At 67.7% G+C, this 20,576-nt stretch carries 16 protein-coding genes; 10 read left to right on the top strand and 6 right to left on the bottom strand.

The window, feature by feature from the left end; genetic code table 11:
• Nucleotides 1-198: 198 nt before the first annotated feature.
• Entirely contained in the window at nucleotides 199-753 is a 555-nt protein-coding gene (locus tag APZ15_RS24820) for an NADPH-dependent FMN reductase (protein ID WP_011353625.1), read from the top strand.
• 60 nt (nucleotides 754-813) lie between these two features.
• On the opposite strand, the gene APZ15_RS24815 is transcribed toward APZ15_RS24820, so the two are convergent.
• Entirely contained in the window at nucleotides 814-3,057 is a 2,244-nt protein-coding gene (locus tag APZ15_RS24815; protein WP_027790202.1) for a hybrid sensor histidine kinase/response regulator, read from the bottom strand.
• Nucleotides 3,058-3,538: 481 nt separating this feature from the next.
• Here APZ15_RS24815 and APZ15_RS24810 point away from each other — a divergent pair, with 481 nt between their 5' ends.
• From APZ15_RS24810 to APZ15_RS24800, 3 genes are read left to right on the top strand one after another with little or no spacing between them, the layout of a single operon-like run.
• Nucleotides 3,539-3,907, top strand: a complete 369-nt coding sequence (locus APZ15_RS24810; protein WP_021161390.1) for a response regulator — start codon at nucleotides 3,539-3,541, stop codon at nucleotides 3,905-3,907.
• Entirely contained in the window at nucleotides 3,900-4,526 is a 627-nt protein-coding gene (locus tag APZ15_RS24805) for a chemotaxis protein CheC (RefSeq protein WP_021161391.1), read from the top strand. Before APZ15_RS24810 ends, APZ15_RS24805 begins: the two co-directional genes overlap by 8 nt.
• Nucleotides 4,523-5,461, top strand: coding sequence for a GGDEF domain-containing protein (locus tag APZ15_RS24800; protein ID WP_027790203.1), 939 nt, complete (start codon nucleotides 4,523-4,525; stop codon nucleotides 5,459-5,461). The genes APZ15_RS24805 and APZ15_RS24800 overlap by 4 nt, the downstream gene beginning before the upstream one ends.
• Nucleotides 5,462-5,515: 54 nt before the next feature.
• Here the strand turns inward: APZ15_RS24800 and APZ15_RS24795 are convergent, their stop codons facing one another.
• The gene (locus APZ15_RS24795; RefSeq protein WP_027790204.1) at nucleotides 5,516-6,400 is read right to left on the bottom strand and encodes an alpha/beta fold hydrolase; all 885 of its coding nucleotides are present in this window, start codon (nucleotides 6,398-6,400) and stop codon (nucleotides 5,516-5,518) included.
• A 175-nt stretch (nucleotides 6,401-6,575) separates the two neighbouring features.
• On the opposite strand from APZ15_RS24795, the gene APZ15_RS24790 reads away from it, so the two are divergent.
• The 5 genes from APZ15_RS24790 (at nucleotide 6,576) to APZ15_RS24770 (ending at nucleotide 11,980) form a co-directional block, all read left to right on the top strand.
• The gene (locus APZ15_RS24790; protein WP_027790205.1) at nucleotides 6,576-6,908 is read left to right on the top strand and encodes a hypothetical protein; all 333 of its coding nucleotides are present in this window, start codon (nucleotides 6,576-6,578) and stop codon (nucleotides 6,906-6,908) included.
• 259 nt (nucleotides 6,909-7,167) lie between these two features.
• Entirely contained in the window at nucleotides 7,168-8,016 is an 849-nt protein-coding gene (gene hpnD / locus APZ15_RS24785) for a presqualene diphosphate synthase HpnD (RefSeq protein WP_027790206.1), read from the top strand.
• Nucleotides 8,017-8,029: 13 nt separating this feature from the next.
• Entirely contained in the window at nucleotides 8,030-9,283 is a 1,254-nt protein-coding gene (hpnE, locus tag APZ15_RS24780; protein ID WP_027790207.1) for a hydroxysqualene dehydroxylase HpnE, read from the top strand.
• Nucleotides 9,284-9,298: 15 nt separating this feature from the next.
• Entirely contained in the window at nucleotides 9,299-11,272 is a 1,974-nt protein-coding gene (gene shc, locus APZ15_RS24775) for a squalene--hopene cyclase (protein WP_021161397.1), read from the top strand.
• Between the two features lie 24 nt (nucleotides 11,273-11,296).
• Complete coding sequence (locus APZ15_RS24770) at nucleotides 11,297-11,980, top strand: phosphorylase (RefSeq protein ID WP_088611405.1); 684 nt, start codon at nucleotides 11,297-11,299, stop codon at nucleotides 11,978-11,980.
• A 137-nt stretch (nucleotides 11,981-12,117) separates the two neighbouring features.
• On the opposite strand, the gene APZ15_RS24765 is transcribed toward APZ15_RS24770, so the two are convergent.
• Complete coding sequence (locus tag APZ15_RS24765) at nucleotides 12,118-13,077, bottom strand: MlaA family lipoprotein (RefSeq protein ID WP_027790209.1); 960 nt, start codon at nucleotides 13,075-13,077, stop codon at nucleotides 12,118-12,120.
• Entirely contained in the window at nucleotides 13,070-15,703 is a 2,634-nt protein-coding gene (hpnN, locus tag APZ15_RS24760) for a hopanoid transporter HpnN (protein ID WP_027790210.1), read from the bottom strand. The genes APZ15_RS24765 and hpnN overlap by 8 nt, the downstream gene beginning before the upstream one ends.
• 323 nt (nucleotides 15,704-16,026) lie before the next feature.
• Here hpnN and APZ15_RS24755 point away from each other — a divergent pair, with 323 nt between their 5' ends.
• Entirely contained in the window at nucleotides 16,027-16,623 is a 597-nt protein-coding gene (locus APZ15_RS24755; protein ID WP_027790211.1) for an MlaC/ttg2D family ABC transporter substrate-binding protein, read from the top strand.
• Nucleotides 16,624-16,751: 128 nt separating this feature from the next.
• On the opposite strand, the gene APZ15_RS24750 is transcribed toward APZ15_RS24755, so the two are convergent.
• A complete protein-coding gene (locus tag APZ15_RS24750; RefSeq protein WP_027790212.1) occupies nucleotides 16,752-17,933 on the bottom strand; it encodes a fimbrial protein in 1,182 nt (393 codons plus the stop codon).
• Entirely contained in the window at nucleotides 17,921-20,500 is a 2,580-nt protein-coding gene (locus APZ15_RS24745; protein ID WP_455768393.1) for a fimbria/pilus outer membrane usher protein, read from the bottom strand. The genes APZ15_RS24750 and APZ15_RS24745 overlap by 13 nt, the downstream gene beginning before the upstream one ends.
• Between the last annotated feature and the right edge of the window lie 76 nt (nucleotides 20,501-20,576).

Here is a 20,576-nt window from a genome sequence, read left to right as displayed (position 1 = left end):
GACCTCGGCACGCGGCGGGCAATTTGTAACGTCAGATCATAACGGTCAAGTTATCCACAATTTCTGTGGAAAACCTTGTGGAAAGTCGGCCGGCCGGCCCCGTGGGGCGGTTCGCGGGCTGGCTTGCCTATAAACAGACCTTTGTCGCTCGTTCGGAAGCAATCGATCCGATTCCTCACTCACCGGAAGGAGAATGTCATGTCCTATCGCATCGCTGTGGTCGTCGGCAGCCTGCGTCGCGCTTCGTGGAACCGCGCGCTCGCGCACGCCGTGATCTCGCTCGCCCCCGCCGATTTCTCGTTCGAGTTCGTCGAGATCGGCGAACTGCCGCTGTACAGCCAGGACTACGACGCGGATTTCCCGGAAGTCGCGAAACGCTTCAAGCAGTCGATCGAAGCCGCCGATGCGCTGCTGTTCTTCACGCCGGAGTACAACCGCTCGATTCCGGGCGTGCTGAAGAATGCGCTCGACTGGGGCTCGCGCCCGTGGGGTTCCAATTCGTGGTCGGGCAAGCCGGGTGCGGTGCTCGGCACGTCGCCGGGTGCGACGGGTACCGCGCTCGCGCAGCAGCACCTGCGCAACGTGCTCGCGTACCTCGACGTGAAGACGCTCGGGCAGCCCGAGATGTTCATCAAGCACGATCCGGCACGCATCGACGATCAGGGCCAGATCGTCAGCGAAGACACCCGCAAGTTCCTGCAGGGTTTCGTCGATCGCTACACGGGCTGGGTGCGCTTGCTGAAGTCGGCCTGAGCGTCGCCCCGTTCATGTCGCCGGCGCCGGCCCGCACGTAGCGGGTCACGTGCCGGCGTGTCACGCGTGCCGTGCGTCGCGCGCTTCGCGGATGCCCAGCAGGATCTCGTCGAGCAGCGCGATGTCGAACGGCTTCGACAGCACGCGGACGTTGACGGTGCGCGTGCGGTCGAGTTCCTCCGCGTAACCCGTGACGAGAATCACGGGCAGCTTCTCCGGCCGCTTCTCGACCGCTTCGGCGAGGTCGATGCCGTTCAGGCTGCCCGGCATGTGGATATCCGAAATCACGAGGTCGAACGCGTCGTTCGCGGCCGCGCCTTCGATCAGGCGCAACGCGTCGTCGGCGGTGGGCGCGTAGGTCACGCGGTGCCCGAGCAGCGACAGCAGCGCTTCGGTGCCGGCCGCGACTTCGCTGTTGTCCTCGACGAGCAGCACGTGCAGGCCGGCGAGCGCGCCCGTGCCCGCGTCGTGCGCGACCGCCGGCGGCCGTGCGACGACATCCTCGGCGCGCGCGCGCGGCAGGTAGAGGCGCACCGACGTGCCGGCACCGACCGCGCTGTCGATCGTCGCGAGGCCACCCGAGCGTTCGCAGAACGCGAATACCTGCGGCAGGCCGAGCCCCGTCCCCATCCCCTGAGCCTTCGTCGTGAACAGCGGCTCGAACGCGCGGGCGAGCACGTCGGGCGCCATGCCCGAACCCGTATCGTCGAGCGAGATCTGCACGAAATCGCCGGTCAGCGGAAAGCCGTCCTCGCGACGCAGCGTCACGTTGCGCGCGCCGACCGTGAAGCGGCCGCCGGCCGCCATCGCGTCGCGCGCGTTGACCGCGAGGTTGATCACCGCGAGTTCGAGCTCGGCGACGTCGACGCGGATCGGCCACACACCGGGCTCGATCGCGACGACCAGCGACGATTTCGAACCGAGCGACGTCTTCAGCAGTTCGCGGCATGTGCCGACCCATTGCCCGACGTCGATCGTCTCGTTGTGCAGCGGCTGCTTGCGTGCGACGCCGAGGAGCTGGCGCGTGAGCGACTGCCCGTTCTTCAGCGCGCGTTCGATCGCGCCGAGCTCCTTGTCGAGATGCTGGACCCCGCGCCGCCGCACGATCTGCACGTTGCTCGAGATGATCATCAGCAGGTTGTTGAAATCGTGCGCGACGCTGCCGACGAGATTGCCGAGCGCCTGCATCTTGCGCGACTGCCGGTACGCCGATTCGATCGAACGGCGCATCGACGCTTCGGCCTGCCAGCGGTCCCACGCCTCCTCTTCCGCCTTCAGCCGCTTGAGCGACAGCCAGATCACCGACCACAGCGCGACCGACGGCGCGAACATCGAGAGGAACAGCACGCTCAGGTGTTCGTACCATTCACGCCAGATCGCCGACGTGCGATACGAGCACGTCACGTAGACGGGATAGCTGCCGACCTGGCGATACGCGACGATCTCGCTGCTCGCGCCGTCGTGGCGCACCCGCACGACACCGGCGCGCGGATCGTTGCGTGCGTCGCCGAACGTGACGGCGCGGTCGGTGTGCGCGAGTGCCGGCGGCGGCGGATACGACGCGATCACCGCGCCGTCCGAGCGCGCGAGCGCCATCGTCATCGGCGTGCTGGCGCCGCCGAGCAGGTCGCGGTAGAACGCGTTGAAATACGACGACTTCAGCGCGATCGACACCATTCCGGCGAACGAACCGTCGCTATGGCGACGCGCGACGCCCGTGTTGAACACGGGAATGTTCTCGAGCTTGAGCGGCCCCATCATCAGCCGCGAGATGTGTTCGATCACCTTGCCGTCGCGAATGCCGGCGAAATCGTCGCGGTTCGCGATCGACGCATAGGGCGCCGGATAGTAGAGGCTGTTCGCGAGCAGCATCCCGCTCGCGCCGAAGATCGACACGGCCGCCACCTGCGGATAGCCGCCGCCGATCGTGTTCAGCGCTTCGTGGATGTCGGACTCCCTGTTGCGCACGGTTGCATCGTCCATGTCCTGCACGAGATCGACGATGCGCGCATCGAGCGTCTCGCTCAGGTCGAACACCTTGAGCGCGTGCTCCTCGGCAACCCGCACGGTGCGCATCGTCACGTCGCTCGCGGCGGCCTCGCGCGTCTTCAGGTCGTTGTACGCCATCACCACGACGTAGATGCAGGGCAGCACGATCGCCGCGACGAGCAGCACGATCAGCGTCACGCGTCGCACCGCGAAATCGTGCTCGGGCGCACCGGACGCATAGTTGCCGTCGTCCTGCCAGTCGTCGGCGGGCGTGGAGGCGGGAGCGTGGGAATCGGCGGGCCGGTCGGACGTCATCGAGGAAGCGGGTGAGGCGAAGGTGCCTGCCATCATAAACGAGTTGCGACGGCCCGCCGAACGGCCCCGGATGCACCCGGACGCAAGTAATCCTGTCGATTTCGACAGGGGGAATTCGTCAGATTGAAAACGCGACGAATCCGGCAGCGCAAACGTACACAAGGAAAAATTTTGCGTGCTTATCTCGAAAATGGTCGCGGCTGTTTTCGGAATGGCGCATGTTCGGACCGATTCTGTCCGAAATGGTGAATATGGCGAGTTGCATCGCCTCCGGTTTACTCCGAGAATCGCGCCTTGCTTTCCCTATGACAGATATCTGCGCCCGCCGGCATTCGCCGCGCGGCGCGTCGCGCGCGCCCGCGTTGCGGCGCCCGCGCGCGGTTGCAAGGCGGCTGCCCGCGCCCGAACGCATCGGCGCCTCAAGAAGTGCGCCGCGCGGTCGTTAACGCGAGAGAGACCATTCCGTATACCGCTTCGCCCCATGCCTTTGCCGATTGTAATTGCCGACGATTCGCTGCTCGCTCGCAAACTTCTGACAAAGGCGCTGCCGGGAGGCTGGGACGTCGATGTCGCGTATGCCGCGAATGGTCGAGAGGCCTTGGCGCTGTATCGTGACGGCAAAGCTTCCGTAATGTTTCTGGACCTGACGATGCCCGACATGAGCGGATATCAGGTGCTGGAGACACTGCGCCACGAAGATCTGAACACGTTCGTGATCGTGGTATCCGCCGATATCCAGCCGCAGGCGCAAGCACGCGTGCGCGAATTGGGCGCGATCGCATTCGTTGCCAAGCCCGTGACGTCGGAGGCATTGCTGCCCATTCTCAAGGAGTATGGGTTGTATGCCTGACTCGGTGTTCACGGCGGAGCAACGCGACGCGTTGCAGGAGATCGCCAACCTCGCAATGGGCCGTGCCGCCGCACGGCTCGCGTTGTTGCTCGGGCGCTTCATCGAACTGTCGGTGCCGCGCGTGCGGGTCGTGAAAGCGACCGACGCGGGCGATGCGCTGCGCGAGATGACGGGCATCTACGACAACGTGACCGCCGTGCGCCAGGGCTTCCGTTCCGACATCAAGGGCGAGGCGATCGTGCTGTGCCGTACCGCGAGCATCGCGCGGCTCATGTCGGTCGTCGACCGCACGTTCGGCGAAGGCGTGTACGGCGGGATGGCGACACCCGACGAAGTCGTGTTCGACGTCGCGAACGTGCTGATGGGCGCCTGCGTCGCATCGATCCTCGACGAGCTCGGGCGCAAGCCGGTGTTCTTTCCGCCTGGGTTGCTCGGCGCGAACGTGTCGTTCGACGACGTCTTCCAGCCGACCGAACTGGCGTGGAGCGTGGCATTGCTGCTCGAGGTGAACTTCGGGCTCGAGGACCACGCGTTCCGGGCCCACTTCGTGATGCTGATGGCCGAGGATTCGATCCGGCTGATGGGCGACGCGCTCGACGCGTTGCTGTCCGCGCTATGACGGCCGCTACCCCGTCGCTGAGCGATCTCGTGATCGAGCGGGTGGGCTTCGGCCTGTTCGTGCTCGACCGCGCGATGACCGTGCTGATGTGGAATCGCTTCATGCAGGACCACAGCGGTATCCCGGCCGCCGACGTGATCGGCCGCAACCTGTTCGACTGTTTTCCCGACCTGCCGCGCGCGTGGCTGTCGCGCAAGCTCGAGAGCGTGTTCCAGCTCGGCAGCTTTGCGTTCAGCTCGTGGGAGCAGCGGCCCTACCTGTTCCGCTTCGAGCACGACCGGCCGATCACGGGCGGCGTCGACTACATGCAGCAGGACTGCACGTTCATGCCGCTCACGCGCGGCCGCGACGTCGAGGCCGTGTGCGTGACGATCTCGGACGTCACGCACGTGAGCGTGATGCAGCGTGAGCGCGAGGAGGCGGTCGCGAAGCTGCGCGAACACGCGAATCGAGACGGCCTGACCGGCATCGCGAACCGGCGTTTCTTCGAGGCGCGGCTCGGCGACGAATTCGCGCGCTGGCAGCGCTACGGCGGCGACATGTCGGTGCTGCTGTTCGACCTCGACCACTTCAAGACGATCAACGACCGTTTCGGGCATGCGGCCGGCGACGCCGTGCTGCGCGAGACGGCGCGCCGCGTCGCGTCGATCGTGCGTGCGCAGGATACGTTCGGCCGCTTCGGTGGCGAGGAATTCGCGCTGCTGCTGCCGTGCACGAATCTCGACGAGGCGATGCTCGTGGCCGACAAGGTGCGCGATGCGATCGGCAGCGTGCCGGTCGATGCCGAGGGCGTCAGCGTGCCGGTGACGGCGAGTGTCGGCGGCGCGTGTGCAAAGGCGGGTGCGCCCACTTGCGACGTGCTCGTCAACGAGGCCGACGCCGCGCTCTATCGCGCGAAGCGGCTCGGGCGGGACCGCTCGGTGGCCTACGCGTAGGCGCACCCGCACGGCCCTGCTGCGCGGAGCGGATGCGCCCCGCGCGTGCCGTGCTCAGCTTTTCGCGATGTCGGCCAGCACGCCGGCCAGGACGGCCGGCTGCGACATGAACGGCGAATGGCTGCTGTCGAGCTGGTGCACGTGGGTCGGGTTGCCGGGCGCGAACGCGTCGGCTTCGTCGATGAAGCGCTGCTGCAGCGCGGGCAGGATCACGCGATCCTGCAGGCACTTGATGTAGTGGCGGTCGATCGCGCCCCAGCGCGCGGCCGTCGTCGGGATCGCGGTCGCGAACGGCGCGGCCGGCACGTCGCAGGTCATCAGGTTCGCGACGGCTTCGAAGTCGGCTTGCGGCACGTCGTCGTACAGCGCGCGCTTCGCGAGCTCGCGATACGCGGTGTCACCGCTGCGCGGATCGATGCGCAGCGCACCGGCGACGCGCGGGCTCGCCAGCATCAGCGGGCCGAGCAGCTCACCCTTGTTCTCGGGCGCGCGCACGTAGTCGAGGCCCGGCACGCCCGACGCGGGCATGAAGGCCGAGAGATAGACGATCTTCGCGATTTTCCCGGGCGCGCGTTCGGCAGCCGCCGTGATCGCGAGGCCGCCCATGCTGTGCCCGACGAGCACGACCTTGCCGTGGCCGAGCGCGTACGCGTCGTCGACCGCCTGCATGACCTGCGTCGCGTAATCGTCGAGCGTCGTGTTCGCGACCGGCGACGGCTCGGCGCCGAACGCATCCTTGTCGAGCGGGCGGGTGAAGTAGGAAGCCGGAAAGCGGGCGTTGATGCCGTGCGCGGGCAGGTCGCGCGCGATCGACAGGTGGCCGCGCTCGGCCAGCGCGGCCGCAACGTGCGCATAGCACCACGCGCCGTGCCAGGCGCCGTGCACGAGCACGAAAACGGGATGATCGGACTGCGGGGTGGCGCTTGCGTTCGTCTCCATGGTGTCCGGGTCTTCAGATTTTGAGAAAGGTGTCATCTTAGACGAACCCGCGCGCACCCAGACGGGCCGCTTTCGATCTGTCCCTCTTGTCTCGTACAGGCCACATTTCGTCCGTATCCGATATGAATTTATCCCGAAGCGCGCTAATTTGTTGCTTTGCCCGCGATTGCGCCCCATGAACGTCGACTATCTCTTCTATCGGAAGCCGAACAAACCCGGCCCCTATTCGCTCGACGACCTGGGCGACATCGCGCCGCCGATCGGTCCGGGCGACCTGATACGCGCGGGTATCGCACGCGTGTTCGCGCAGATCGACTGGCAAGAATCGCCCGACGTGCCGGGTGCGTGGTTCGGCACGGGCGGCGCGGTGTTCCAGTTCACCGCGGAGCCCGACGGCCACGTGACGAGCTTCATGGGCTCGCGCCTCGAGCGTCGCTCGATGTTGCAGCTCACGCGCGAAATGGGGCTCATTGCGCTCGACCTGCAGCGCGACATCGTCTACGGCTGACGCAGCGCCGGCGCCGCTTCCTGCCCGGGCCGGGCGCCCTTGCCGGCCAACGGCCTCCGGCATGCCGCCGCACGCGGCGAGTGTCCGCCATCGAACTTCAAAGATTGCTATACTTTCGCCCAATTCCGGCTTCCGGCCGGTAATTTGTGCCTGTCTGCGTCGATCGTTCGCATATCTCGCACGCATTTGACGCCCTGACCATCCCAGCCGGGCATGGCTTCTTCAATCGCCCCGCGTGGGTGTCTCCGTGGAGCTTGTCTTGGCCGTTTCCAATTCCGTCGTGGACGAACAAGAAACCGACGCCGCTGCCGTCACATCGGGCAGTTCTTTCTATCTTGCGATGCGCATCCTGCCGGCCGTGCAGCGCGATGCGATGTTCCAGGTCTATGCGTTTTGCCGCGCGGTCGACGACATCGCCGACAGCGACCTGCCGCGCGCCGAGCGCAATGCGGGCCTCGATCGCTGGCGCGCCGACATCGACGCATGCTACGCCGGCCGCCCGCCGCGCCATCTCGCCGCGCTCGACCGCGAGATCCGTGCATTCAACCTGCAGCGCGACGATTTCCACGCGATGATCGACGGGATGGCGATGGATGCGGTCGAAGACATCTGCGCGCCCGACGAGCCGACGCTCGACCTCTTCTGCGATCGCGTGGCGAGCGCGGCCGGCCGTCTGTCGGTGAGGATTTTCGGGATGCCTGAAGCCGAAGGGATCAAGCTGTCGCATCACCTCGGCCGCGCACTGCAACTGACCAACATCCTGCGCGACATCGACGACGATGCGGCGATCAACCGCTGCTACCTGCCGCGCGAGCTGCTCGCGCGCGAAGGCATCGCGATTACCGACCCGGCGACGATCGTGCGCGATCCGGCGCTGCCGCGCGTGTGCGCGACGCTCGTCGAGCGCGCGCTCGAGCATTTCCGCCAGGCCGACGCAGTGATGGATACGTGCCCGCGTGCGCAGGTGAAGGCGCCGCGCATCATGTCAGGGGCGTATCGCTGCATTCTCGAAGCCGCGATCGCACGCGGCTTCGCCTTCCCGCGCGCGCCGCTGCGCAAGCCGAAGGCGCGCATGCTGATGATCGCCGCGCGCTACGCGCTGTTCTGAGTCGACCGAGTCGATGCCCAGGACCGTCCACGTGATCGGCGCCGGCCTTGCCGGCCTGTCGGCCGCGGTCGAGCTGCAACGCCGCGGGCGGCGCATCGTGCTGCACGACGCGCACGCGCATGCGGGCGGCCGCTGCCGCTCATGGTTCGACGGGACGCTGAACACGACGCTCGACAGCGGGCTGCACACGGTGTTCGCGGGACAGCCCGCGACGCAGCGCTACCTGCGCGCGATCGGCGCGGCCGACCGGCTCGCGGGGCCCGCGCTGCCTGAATTCCCGGTCGTCGACGTCGCGTCGCAGCAGCGCTGGACGCTGCGCTTCGGCGGCGGGCGCTGGCCGTCGTGGCTGTTCGATGCCGCGTCGCGTGCGCCGGGCACGACGCCGCTCGACTACCTGGCGCTCGCCCCGCTCGCGTTCGCGCGCATGGGCCGCTCACTCGCTCAGACGATGCGATGCGACGGCATGCTGTGGGAACGTTGGCTGCGGCCGTATTTCCTCGGTGTGCTGAACGTCGAGCCGCGCCACGCGAGCGCCGAACTCGCGCGTGCGGCGCTGTGCGGCACGTTTGCCGCGGGCGGCCCCGGCTGCCGTCCGCTCGTCGCGCGCGATGGTCTCGGCAGCGCATTCGTCGAACCGGCGCTGCGGATGCTGCAGCACGGCGGCGCGCAGATCCGGCTGAACTCGCGGCTCGACGCGCTCGAATTCGGCGCGCACGGCAACGCGGTCGATGCGATCTCGGTCGGCGGCGAGCGGATCGATCTCGCACCGGGCGACGCCGTCGTGCTGGCCGTGCCGCCCGAGGTCGCGCAGCCGCTCGTGCCCGAGCTCACCGCGCCCGACACGTTCAGCGCGGTCGTGACCGCGTACTTCGCGGTCGAGGCGCCGGCCGGCACGCCGTTGCAGACGGCGGTCGTGAACGGTGTCGTCGATGCGGTGCGCACCGGCGGCGGCCAGCTCGCGGCGACGATCCGCGACGCCGGCCGCTGGCTCGACACGCCGCGCGACACGCTTGCGCGGCGCATCTGGGAAGACGTCGCGCGCGTGACGGGCGCGAACCCGGAAACCATCCCCGCGTGGCAGCTCGTCGTCGAGCCGCGCGCGGGCTTTGCGGCGGTGCCGTCGCAGGAAATGAAGCGTCCGGCCGTGCGTACGCGCTGGACCAATCTCGTGCTGGCGGGCGACTGGATTGCCACCGGCTTGCCCGCCACGATCGAGGGCGCGATCCGCTCCGGCCAGCTGGCCGCGGACGTGCTCCAGACACAGTAAGCAACAGAGGGACCGATGAACGATCTCACCGAAATGGCTACCTTGTCCGCCGGCACCGTGCCGGCCGGCGTCGATGCGGCCGTCGCGCGTGCGACCGACGCGCTGCTGGCCGCGCAGAACGCGGACGGCCACTGGGTCTACGAACTCGAAGCCGATTCGACGATTCCCGCCGAATACGTGCTGCTCGTCCACTATCTCGGCGAGACGCCGAACGTCGAGCTCGAACAGAAGATCGGCAAGTATCTGCGCCGCATCCAGCAGGCCGACGGCGGCTGGCCGCTGTTCACCGACGGCGCGCCGAACATCAGCGCGAGCGTGAAGGCGTATTTCGCGCTGAAGGTGATCGGTGACGACGAGAACGCCGAGCACATGCAGCGTGCGCGCCGCGCGATCCACGCGATGGGCGGCGCCGAGATGTCGAACGTGTTCACGCGCATCCAGCTCGCGCTGTACGGCGCGATTCCGTGGCGCGCGGTGCCGATGATGCCGGTCGAGATCATGCTGCTGCCGCAGTGGTTCCCGTTCCACCTGTCGAAGGTGTCGTACTGGGCGCGCACCGTGATCGTGCCGCTGCTCGTGCTGAACGCGAAGCGCCCGCTCGCGAAGAACCCGCGCGGCGTGCGCATCGACGAGCTGTTCATCGATCCGCCCGTCAACGCCGGCCTGCTGCCGCGCCAGGGTCACCAGAGCCCCGGCTGGTTCGCGTTCTTCCGCGTGGTCGACCATGCGCTGCGCGCGGCTGACGGCCTGTTCCCGAACTACACGCGCGAACGCGCGATCCGCCAGGCCGTCTCGTTCGTCGACGAGCGCCTGAACGGCGAGGACGGCCTCGGCGCGATCTATCCGGCGATGGCCAACGCGGTGATGATGTACGACGTGCTCGGCTACGCGGAAGATCATCCGAACCGCGCGATCGCACGCAAGTCGATCGAGAAGCTGCTCGTCGTGCACGACGACGAAGCGTATTGCCAGCCGTGCCTGTCGCCGGTGTGGGACACGTCGCTCGCCGCACATGCGCTGCTCGAGACGGGCGACGCGCGTGCCGAGGAAGCCGTGCTGCGCGGCCTCGAATGGCTGCGCCCGCTGCAGATCCTCGACGTGCGCGGCGACTGGATCTCGCGCCGCCCGCACGTGCGGCCCGGCGGCTGGGCTTTCCAGTACGCGAACGCGCACTACCCGGACGTCGACGACACGGCGGTGGTCGCGGTGGCGATGGATCGCGCGCAGAAACTCCGGCAGAACGACGCGTATCGGGATTCGATCGCACGCGCGCGCGAGTGGGTCGTCGGGATGCAGAGCAGCGACGGCGGCTGGGGCGCGTTCGAACCGGAAAACACGCAGTACTACCTGAACAACATCCCGTTCTCGGATCACGGCGCGCTGCTCGATCCGCCGACGGCCGACGTGTCGGGCCGCTGCCTGTCGATGCTGGCGCAGCTCGGCGAGACGCCGCTGAACAGCGAGCCGGCGCGCCGCGCGCTCGACTACATGCTCAAGGAGCAGGAACCGGACGGCAGCTGGTACGGCCGCTGGGGGATGAACTACGTGTACGGCACGTGGACGGCACTGTGCTCGCTGAACGCGGCCGGCCTGACGCCGGACGATCCGCGCATGAAGCGCGGCGCGCAGTGGCTGCTGTCGATCCAGAACAAGGACGGCGGCTGGGGCGAGGACGGCGACAGCTACAAGCTGAACTATCGCGGCTTCGAACAGGCGCCGAGCACGGCGTCGCAGACGGCCTGGGCGCTGCTCGGCCTGATGGCGGCCGGCGAGGTGAACAACCCGGCGGTGGCGCGTGGTGTCGACTACCTGATCGCCAACCAGAACGAAGAAGGCCTGTGGGACGAGGCGCGCTTCACGGCGACGGGCTTCCCGCGCGTGTTCTACCTGCGCTACCACGGCTATCGCAAGTTCTTCCCGCTGTGGGCGCTCGCGCGCTATCGCAACCTGAAGCGCGACAACACGACGCGCGTCACGTTCGGGCTGTAACGCGTGGCGACGCAATCCACCGGCATGCTGCCCGTCATCGCCGTGACGGGGATGGCGTTCGAGGCGCGCATTGCGCGCGGCGACGGCGTCGAAGCGGTCTTCGCCGCGCGCGCCGACCGGCTCGAACGCGCGCTGACCGAGGCGACCGCGCGCGGTTGCGCGGGCATCGTGAGCTTCGGCACCGCGGGCGGGCTCGCGCCCGACCTGGCGCCCGGCGCGCTCGTGATCGCGAACGCGATCGACGGGCCGTTCGGCCGCGTCGAGACCGATACGCGCTGGAGCACGCGGCTCGTCGCCGCGCTGCACGACACGCCGGTGTGGGCGCGCGTCACGCGCGGCACGATCGCGGCGGTGAGCGCACCGGTCGTCAGCGAACAGGAAAAGACGTCGCTGCATCGCGCGAAGGGCGCGCTCGCCGTCGACATGGAGTCGCATATCGCGGCGGCCTTCGCGGCGTCGCGCGGTGTGCCGTTCGCGGTGTGTCGCGCGATCGTCGATCCGGCGTGGCGCACGTTGCCCAGCGCGGCGACGGCCGGCCTGCGCGACGACGGCAGCACGGCGATCCTGCCGATCCTGCGTGAACTGCTGAAGCAGCCGTCGCAGCTCGGCCCGCTGCTGCAGGTGGCCAGCGACGCGCGCGCGGCGCGCACGACGCTGATCCAGGCGCGGCACGCATTCGAGCGTGCGGGCGCGATGCGGATCGTCTGAGCGGCGTTCGCCGCTTTTCTTACCCCTCCCTTCCCGGCTTTCCTTCCGGTTCTCGCGGACAAATCGCGGACAAAAAAAGAGCGCTGCAGATTTGAACTGCAGCGCTCTTTTTCCTTGCGGCGGTAGCCGTTGCAGCGTTACTGCGCGGCCGGACTGCTCGCAGGCGTTGCCGGCGCGGTTGCCGATGCCGCGGCAGGCGCAGCAGCCGGCGTGCTCGCCGGCATCGCACCGTCCGCACCCGGATCGTCGTACTGCGGCAGCCCCGGCGCGGCCGGTGCATTGTTCGGCGCAGCGCCCGGTGTACCGCCCGACTCGCCCGGATCCTCGTAGTTCGGCAACCCCGGCACGGCAGGCGTCGCGGCGGGCACGGCGCCCGATTCACCCGGTTCGTTGTAGGTCGGCAGCGTTGTGGACGACGACTGGCTGCGATACGTCAGCGACTTGCGCTGCTGCAGGTACGCGTCGCGCACGAACGAATACGGATCGAGCGCGGCCTGCTTCAGCAGGTCGGTCGCGCCGAGCAGGTCCGAGCGCGCGCTGATGAACTGCGCGATGTACATCGGGTTGCGCGCGGCCGGCTCGATGTAGTTGAGCAGGTTGAAGCGCACGTCCACCGCGCGGCCGACGCCGTCGCGGAACGTGCTCGGCCCGAACACGGGCAGCACGAGGTACGGGCCGGACGGCACGCCCCAGCGCGCCATCGTCAGGCCGAAATCCTGGTGATGCTTCGGCAGCCCGGCCGGCGTCGCGATGTCGATCAGGCCGGCGACGCCGAACAGCGAGTTCATCGCGACGCGCATCAAGTCCTGCGTCGCGTCGGTGATGCGCAACTGCAGCAGGTTGTTCGCGATGTTGCCGAGGTCGCCGAGGTTCGAGAAGAAGTTGCTGATCGCGGTGCGCACGGGCGTCGGCGTGACCTTCTGGTAACCCTTCGCGATCGGCTGGGCGATGTTCGTGTCGACGGTGTCGTTGAACTTGTACATCGCCCGGTTCATCGGCTCGAGCGGGTCGTTGGGGTTGCGGTTCGGTCCCGTCGCGCAGCCGGTCAGCACTGCGCTGGCGGCAACGGTCGCCGCAATGATTCGCACCTTATTCATTGATTCCTTGCGATTGGTTCTTGGCGCGTTTGACGCGCGGTTTGCCCATCAGGACGGGCTGGAACACCACGGCGCCGATCAGCGTGCAGGTCAGGGCCAGCGCGAGCAGCTTGCCCATGCTCGACGTGCCCGGGTGGTGCGACAGCCACAGGCTGCCGAATGCGGTCGCCGTCGTCGCGGCGCTGAACAGGACGGCGTGCGTGAGGCTCGAGTGCAGCAGCCCGGTTTGCCCCCCGCGCCACGCCATCACGAAATACACCTTGAACGCGACGCCGACGCCGAGCATCAGCGGCAGCGCGATGATGTTCGCGAAGTTGAGCGACATGCCGAGCACGACGCACAGTTCGAGCGTCACGATGCCCGACACGAGCAGCGGCACCAGCGTGCGCAGCACGTCGCCGAAGCGGCGCAGCGTGACCCACAGCAGGATCGTGATCGAGATGATCGACCACAGTGCCGCATGCAGGAACGCGTTGATGATCGTGTCGGCCGAATGCAGGATCGAGATCGGCCCGCCGGTCGCGCCCGGCTCCGCGGCCTTCACGGTCTTCGCGAAGCGGCGCAGCATCGTGTCGTCGTTCGGGTCGACGCCCTTCGGCACCTTCGGCGAAATCTGCACGAGTGCGTGGCCGTCCGGTGCGACCCAGTCGCGCACGAGCTGTGGCGGCAGCGATTCGCGCGTGATGTCCTGCGGCTGCAGCAGCGAGGCGAGCTGGTTGAGCGCGATGCGCAGCGTGTCGGAGAACGCACGCTCGGCGCGGTCGCGCGTCGCGGCGTCCGCGGCGGCGAGTTTCGCGAGCGAGGCCGACAGGTGCTGCGCGGCGGCCGCGCCCGGGCCCGGGTGATCTTCGGCCGCGTAGCTCAGCAGGTCCGACACGCGCTTGAGCGCGGCGACGCGCTGCGCATCGGTCGCGGGCGGCGCGGCCGGCTGCGTCAGCGCGGGCAGCAGGTCGCTCGCGGCCGCGGCGATCGCCGCGCGCTTGGCCGGCTGGTCGGCGGGGATGAAGGTCGACAGTGTGGTCGTGCGGCCGACTTCAGGCAGTGCGTCGAGGCGCTTCGCGGCCGCGTCGGCATCGGCGAGCGACGGCGCGAGCAGCGTGACGTCGTTGACGGCGGCTTCCGGCGAGTCCTTCAGCGCAAGCAGCGTCGCCATCGATTCGCTGTGCGGATCCTTCAGGTGCAGCGGGTTGAAGTCGAAGTGGAGGAACGCGAGCAGCGGCAGCGCGCCGATCACGACCACGAGCGTGCCGATCAGGATCGGCTTGCGATGGCGATCGAGGTAGTCGTCGACCGGCGCGAGCCACGGGAAGCCCGGCGTCTTCGATTCGCCCGGCGGCGCGAACAGGCGCAGCAGCGCCGGCAGCAGCGTGATCGTGGTCAGCAGCGCGACGAACATCCCGACGCCCGCGATCAGGCCGAGTTCGGACACGCCGCGATAGGCGGTGGGAATGAACGAGAAGAAGCTCGCCGCGACGGCCGCGGTGGCCAGCGCGAGCGGCATGCCCATCGAGTGCGCGGCGCCGATCAGCGCGTGATCGATGCGCGGATCGCGGAAGCGCTCCTCGCGGTATTTCACGCCGTACTGGATCGAGAAATCGACGCCGAGGCCGACGAACAGCACCATGAACGCGACCGAGATCATGTTCAGCGAGCCGACCATCGCGAGGCCGAGCGCGGCGGTCACGACGAGGCCGACGAACAGCGTGACGAGCACCGAGCCGATCATCCGCTTCGAGCGCAGCGCCAGCCACAGGATGACGAGCACGGCGAGCAGCGTGAGCGCGCCGTTGAGCGCCGCGCCATCTTCGACGGACGCGAATTCGTCGTCGGCGAGCGGCTGTTCGCCGGTCAGGCGCACGGCGGCGCCGTAGCGCTTCTCGAGGTCGAGCGAACGGGCCGCGTCGCGGATCACCTGGCTGGTTTCCGCGCCGGCCTTCAGCGCGCCGTAGTTGACCACCGGCTGCACGGTGACGAACGCGCGCGCGGGCTGCCGCGCGGCATCGTTGTCGACCAGCGCGCGCCACGAGAACGCGGCCGGCTTGCCGGCCAGCACGTCGTCGACCGTCGCGGCGCTGCGTGCGAGCAGCTTCGCCATCGCGGGCAGTTTCACCTGGCCGGTCAGGAGCGGCTGGCCGAGCGTGGTGGAGAGTGTGGTCGCGAGCCCGGTCAGGCTCGGGTTCTTCGCGAGTTCGTTGACGAGCGGGCGCGCGCTCGCGAGCTGCGAGGTGGTATCCGTGACCTCCTGCGGCGACAGGAACAGCAGCCCGTTGTGCTCGAAGAACGGCCCGCCGCCGGGCTCGGCCACCTGGCCGATGCGGCCGGCGTCGGCATCCTTGCGCAGCGCTTCGGTCAGCGCATGCGCGGCGGCGTTCGCGAATTCGGGCGCCGGCGCCTCGACGACGGCGAGGATCGTGCCGTTGCGTTGCGGGAACGCCTTGTCGACGGCCTGGCCGAGGGCGGCCCATTGCGGCTCGGCATCGACGAGCTTGCTGATGTCGGTGTTGATCTTGAAATGCTGCGCGACATAGACGCCGCTGAGCGCGGCGATGACGAGCGACAGGACGACGACCCAGACGGGGCGGCGCACCGACCATGCAACGAGTCGGACGATGAGAGATGTCACCATGTGGCGGTGGGGAGCGGCTGGCAAGGGCAAAGTAGCCAAGTATACCGGCGCGGCGTGGCGGCGGTCGTGACGTTGGGGGTTTCGGGGCGGGAAGGAGATTTGTTCGCGACGGCGGAATCGATACCGATGGCTCGCCGGTTTGTAAGGGGATATTTACATAATCGGCGCCGCGCTGCGTCGTCGCGCCGCCGCACGCCTGTGACAAAGGAACCTGAAAGGTAACAGTCGGTCACGGCGGCGCACCGAGGCGTCGGGCCCGGTATACTTTGCTTCGTCGGCCGGTGCAATGAACCGGTCGTTTTTTCTCATCGAGCGATATTCGTATGAAACGTCATCTGTTTGCTTTCGTCGCGGCGGCCGCCGTGTCGGTTTCCGCTTTTGCGCAGAGCGCGCCGGTCGATATCGTCCGCAATGCGGTCGAAGGTACCGTCAACGCGATGAAGGCCGATCCGGCCGCGCGCGGCGGGGACATGGCGAAGGTCTCGGCGGTCGTCGAGCAGCGCTTCCTGCCCGCGACCAACTTCGAGCGCACGACCCGCATCGCGGTCGGCGACGCGTGGAAGCAGGCCACGCCGCAACAGCAGCAGGAGCTTTACAAGCAGTTCAAGCTGCTGATGACGCGCACCTACGCCGCGTCGCTCGCGCAGCTCGGCAGCCAGGACGCGAAGTTCTCGTTCAAGGCCGGCGGCGCGTCGGGCGCAGACGCGCTCGTGCAGTCGACGGTCACGACGCCGGGCGACAGCCAGTCGGTCGGCTATCGTCTCGGCAAGGTCGGCAACGACTGGAAGATCTACGACATCGACATGTCGGGCGCGTGGCTGATCCAGGTCTACCAGGGCCAGTTCAAGAGCCAGCTCGCATCGGGCGGGATCGACGGCCTGATCGCGTATCTGCAGAAACACAATTCGCGGACGAACTGACCGCCGCCGCGCGGTTCGGAATCCGGATGCATGAAGGGCGCCCTCGGGCGCCCTTGTTTATTTACCCTGGGGCGTGCACGCGCAAGTCCACACCGCCTTCGCACACATCGAGGCTCGCTGTGCGCGGCCTACTGATACGTCATGGTGAAGGTCAGCACGGCGTTTGCGCTGCCGGCTGTTACCTTCGCGGCCGTCTGGTAGTACCTGGCGGTGAGCGGGATCGTGTAGGAGCCGCCGGTCGATTTGCTGTAGCTCGTCAGCGTGTACTGCGTGTTGTATTTCAGCGCGTTGCCGTTGCCGTCCTTCAGTTGCAGGCCGATACCGGTGGCCGTCGAACCGCTCGACAGCGCCAGCACGCCGTTGGTGCTGTCGAGGACGGCATTGACCGGGATGAACTGGTACTGGATCGAGTTCAGGCCTGTCGGGCAGGCGTTGACCGCCACGTTGAGCGAGACGGCCTGTTTGTTGGTCGAGCCGATGCCCGTGAATTCCGACTGCATGGGCGAGCCCATGTTGACCGTCACGTTCGGCGTGGTGCACGCCGCGACATTGACGATGGTCGAGGTCAGCGAATACGACACGTGGCTCGAAGCGGAGACCGCAAACGGGCCGTTGATGTTTGCTCCCCCCGTCGAGGGAGCTCCCTCGAACAGCACGCCGCCCGTCACCGTGCCCGCCGTGATGGCGCCGGTCTTGACCAGCGCCACCTGAACCTGGCCGCCGTTGGTGACCAAACTGTTCGTACCGTTTTGGTTACAGGCCCACCCAGCCCAAGGGCTGGGTAGCGGCGGCCTCGGCGTGCCGAGATCGTCCCATGGCTGCCATCCACAACCGTTCGCATAGGAACGCACGCCGATCGCGACACCGACGCCCGGCACATTGGTATTCCAGACCGTATAGGCCACACCATTCGGCCCGGCCACCGTCATGCCGGCCTTGGTCATCGACAGCGCTTCGAAGGCCATACCCGAGAATGCAGAACCCGACACGAGGCAACTATAGAAGTTGGTGGTGGCCGGAGTACTGGCCCAGGTCGTCAGCACCGTACCGATCGCTGCGTCGCGCGGGATCGTCACCGAAGCCGGCATCGAGATCGTCACCGTCTGTGCCGTGCCCGTGCAACTGGCGCTCTGCGCGAGCGCGGCACGCGAACCCGGACCAAGCATCAACGCTACCAGCGCGAGCAGCCAGAACACCATGCGGCCCCAGCCGCGCGCCGACTTCGCCTGCCGGCGCTTCGCGGTCGAATTTTCGTTTCGTTTCATGACCTCTCCCAGGCTCATTTCATCAGCAGCGCTCATTTCGTACATACCGCTTCCGTATCGGTCCACCGTTGCCGGCTCGTGTTGCTCGCCGGCGCAAGCGTGTAGGATAGCGAACAACCCTCGGCGGCCGTGTCGCCCCACTTCACCTTCAGCGTGCCGGTATCCGTCTTCACGCCGCGCAGCACGACGCGGCCATCCTGCGCGACGGTGCCGACGTTCTGCCCCGCCGTATCGCTCACCTCCGCGCCGAACGGAACCGGCTCACCATCGGCCATGCGCGCGCGCATGATTACCGCGCGTCCGCCGCCCTCGGTCTCGTACTTCAGCCGCACCACCGCACCCGCGGTCGGCGCGACGTGCTGCGCGCTGGATTTGAGCTCGACGCTCATCGGTACGCCCTTCGGATCGATTTCCACCTCGTTGGTCGAGAACGGCGTCAGGGTCGACACCAGTGCATGACCGAACCGATCGATGCGCAGGCCGCTGCCGGCCGTCACGCGTGCGCCGTTTGCGTCCTTGGCCTCGACGATCGCCATCGTCTCGCCCATGGTCGGCGCAAAGGCCACGCCGCCGGCATAGGCCACCATACCGCCCGAGATGCCGCCGCCGTACTGCGTAAAGCCGGTGCCCTTCGAAGCGTTGCCCGACAAGGTCGCATACGGCGACATGTAGGACACGTTGCCGCCGACGTTGGCGGTCGCCCCGGTGCCGCTGCCGCGGGTATGACCGACGTTCACGCCATAGCTGAGCGCGTTGTCGATGCCGAGCGAGCCGGTCAGCGACTGCTGGACCAGGGTTGCGCCATGGCTGTCGTGTTGCAGGCTGGTCGACGAGTACAACGTGCGCGAGCCGAGGTTCAGCGGGATCGACACGTTCAGCATGAAGCGGTTGTCCCAGCGGTTTTGCGTCGCGTCGAATTGGCGCGCGACCGACACGCCGTAGTTGATGCGCCGGAAATTGTTGCTGTAGCCGGCCTGGAACTGCGTGTCGTTGCCGCTGCGATTCCAGTAATTGACGGTCGAGCCGGACAGGTAGAACGAGCCCCAGCCTTCCGGCAGGCCCTGGTTCAGCATGACCTGGAACTGACCGCGACGCACGCCGCCCGACAGCAGGCCGTTCACGCCGCCGGTCTGCTGGCTGCGCAACTGCATGGCGTCCTGCAGGCCCAGGTAACCGCTGCTCGAATAACGATAGGCGGCCACCGCGATATTGGTATTGGTCGGACTGATCAGCTTGCTGTACGAGAGCTTCACGCTCTGGCCGTGGCGCGTGCCCAGGCCGGGCAGATCGGTGTTGGCCTGCGTGATGTCCAGCGCGAACGAGCCCAGCCCGGTGTTGAGTGCGACGCCGGCCAGGCCTGCCAGGTAGCCGGGCGCGGCCGTCATGCCGCCGTAGCCGGTGATCAGGTTGGTGAAACCGTGCTGTATGGTCGCCTGGAACAGCGCGGGCTTGCTCGACAGCAGCGGACTGCGGTACTGGCCGGCCGTCACGCTGAAACGCGTGATGCCGGGCCGCAGCGAACTGACGGCCGACGCATACGGCACCTTGAAGGTGTGGATGCTGCCGTCGGCTTCGGTCACGATGACGTCGAGGTCGCCGCCATAACCGGTCGCATAGAGATCGTCGATCTCGAACGGGCCGGTCGCGACGTTGGCGCTGTAGACGATGTTGCCGTTCTGGCGCACCTGCACCAGCGCATTGCTGTTGGCGATGCCGTGGATGGTCGGCGCATAGCCGCGTTGCGATTCCGGATACATGCGCTCGTCGCTGGCGATCCGCACGCCGCGAAAGCCCACGCTGTCGAACATCGTGCCGTCGGTGAACGCGTCGCCGATCACGAGCTGCGCCTTCAGGCGCGCGATCGAGCGCTGCAGGCTGGTCTGCACGCTCTGGTAGTGCGTGCCGCCGTGCGTGTCGTAGGTGGTGTTGCCGTTGTGGCGGAAGCGCCAGGGCCCGACGTTCAGGCCGGCGGTCAGGCCCAGGTAGGCCTGGGTCGACGAGGCGCCCTGGTTGTCGGCGCGGTAGAGGTTGCCGTTGTACGACAGCAGCGCAGCCGGCACGCCCTCGTCCCAGTAGCGCGGATCCACGTAGCCGCGCGCCGCGCGGCTCAACGAGGCCTGCGGGATGCTGACGTCGAGCCGCTGCTCGCCATTGTCGAAAGTGGCGACGGCGTCCGGCACCAGCATGCCGATCGTCGCGCAGGCATGGTTCGAGTCCGTCAACATGAGCGTCGCTTCGGGCGACAGCTTCGCGAGATCCACCCCGACCTGCTGCAGCAGCTCGCGATCGAAGCAGGGCTGGACGTTGTTTCGGCTGTCGCCCACCTGGCGCAGCGTGATCGCGGTACGACCGATCCAGTTCGTGTTGACGTACAGGTCGGCGCGATACGAACCCGGCGCCGCGGCATTGCCTTTTTCGAAGCGACTGACGTCCACCCGCGTGCCGCCCGGGCGCTGCAGGAACAGGTCGTCGAACTGGACTTCCGCCACCTGTGTGGCGCTTGTGGTCTGCGCCATCGTGCCCGTCGACGCGAACACCGACAGCGCGAGCAGGAAGCACGGGCGCGGGCGCCAGCGCACGAATGGCGGCAAACTCGAAAGACGTTGGATCACGATAGGCACCCGAGCGTGAGCAAGCCTCCGCCCTGCCCGGGCGGGCATGCTTGGTCTTGCTGTGGAAAGGACGTGG

Source organism: Burkholderia cepacia ATCC 25416, from assembly GCF_001411495.1.
Taxonomy (GTDB): domain Bacteria; phylum Pseudomonadota; class Gammaproteobacteria; order Burkholderiales; family Burkholderiaceae; genus Burkholderia; species Burkholderia cepacia.
This window is presented reverse-complemented; position numbering and strand designations above follow the sequence as displayed.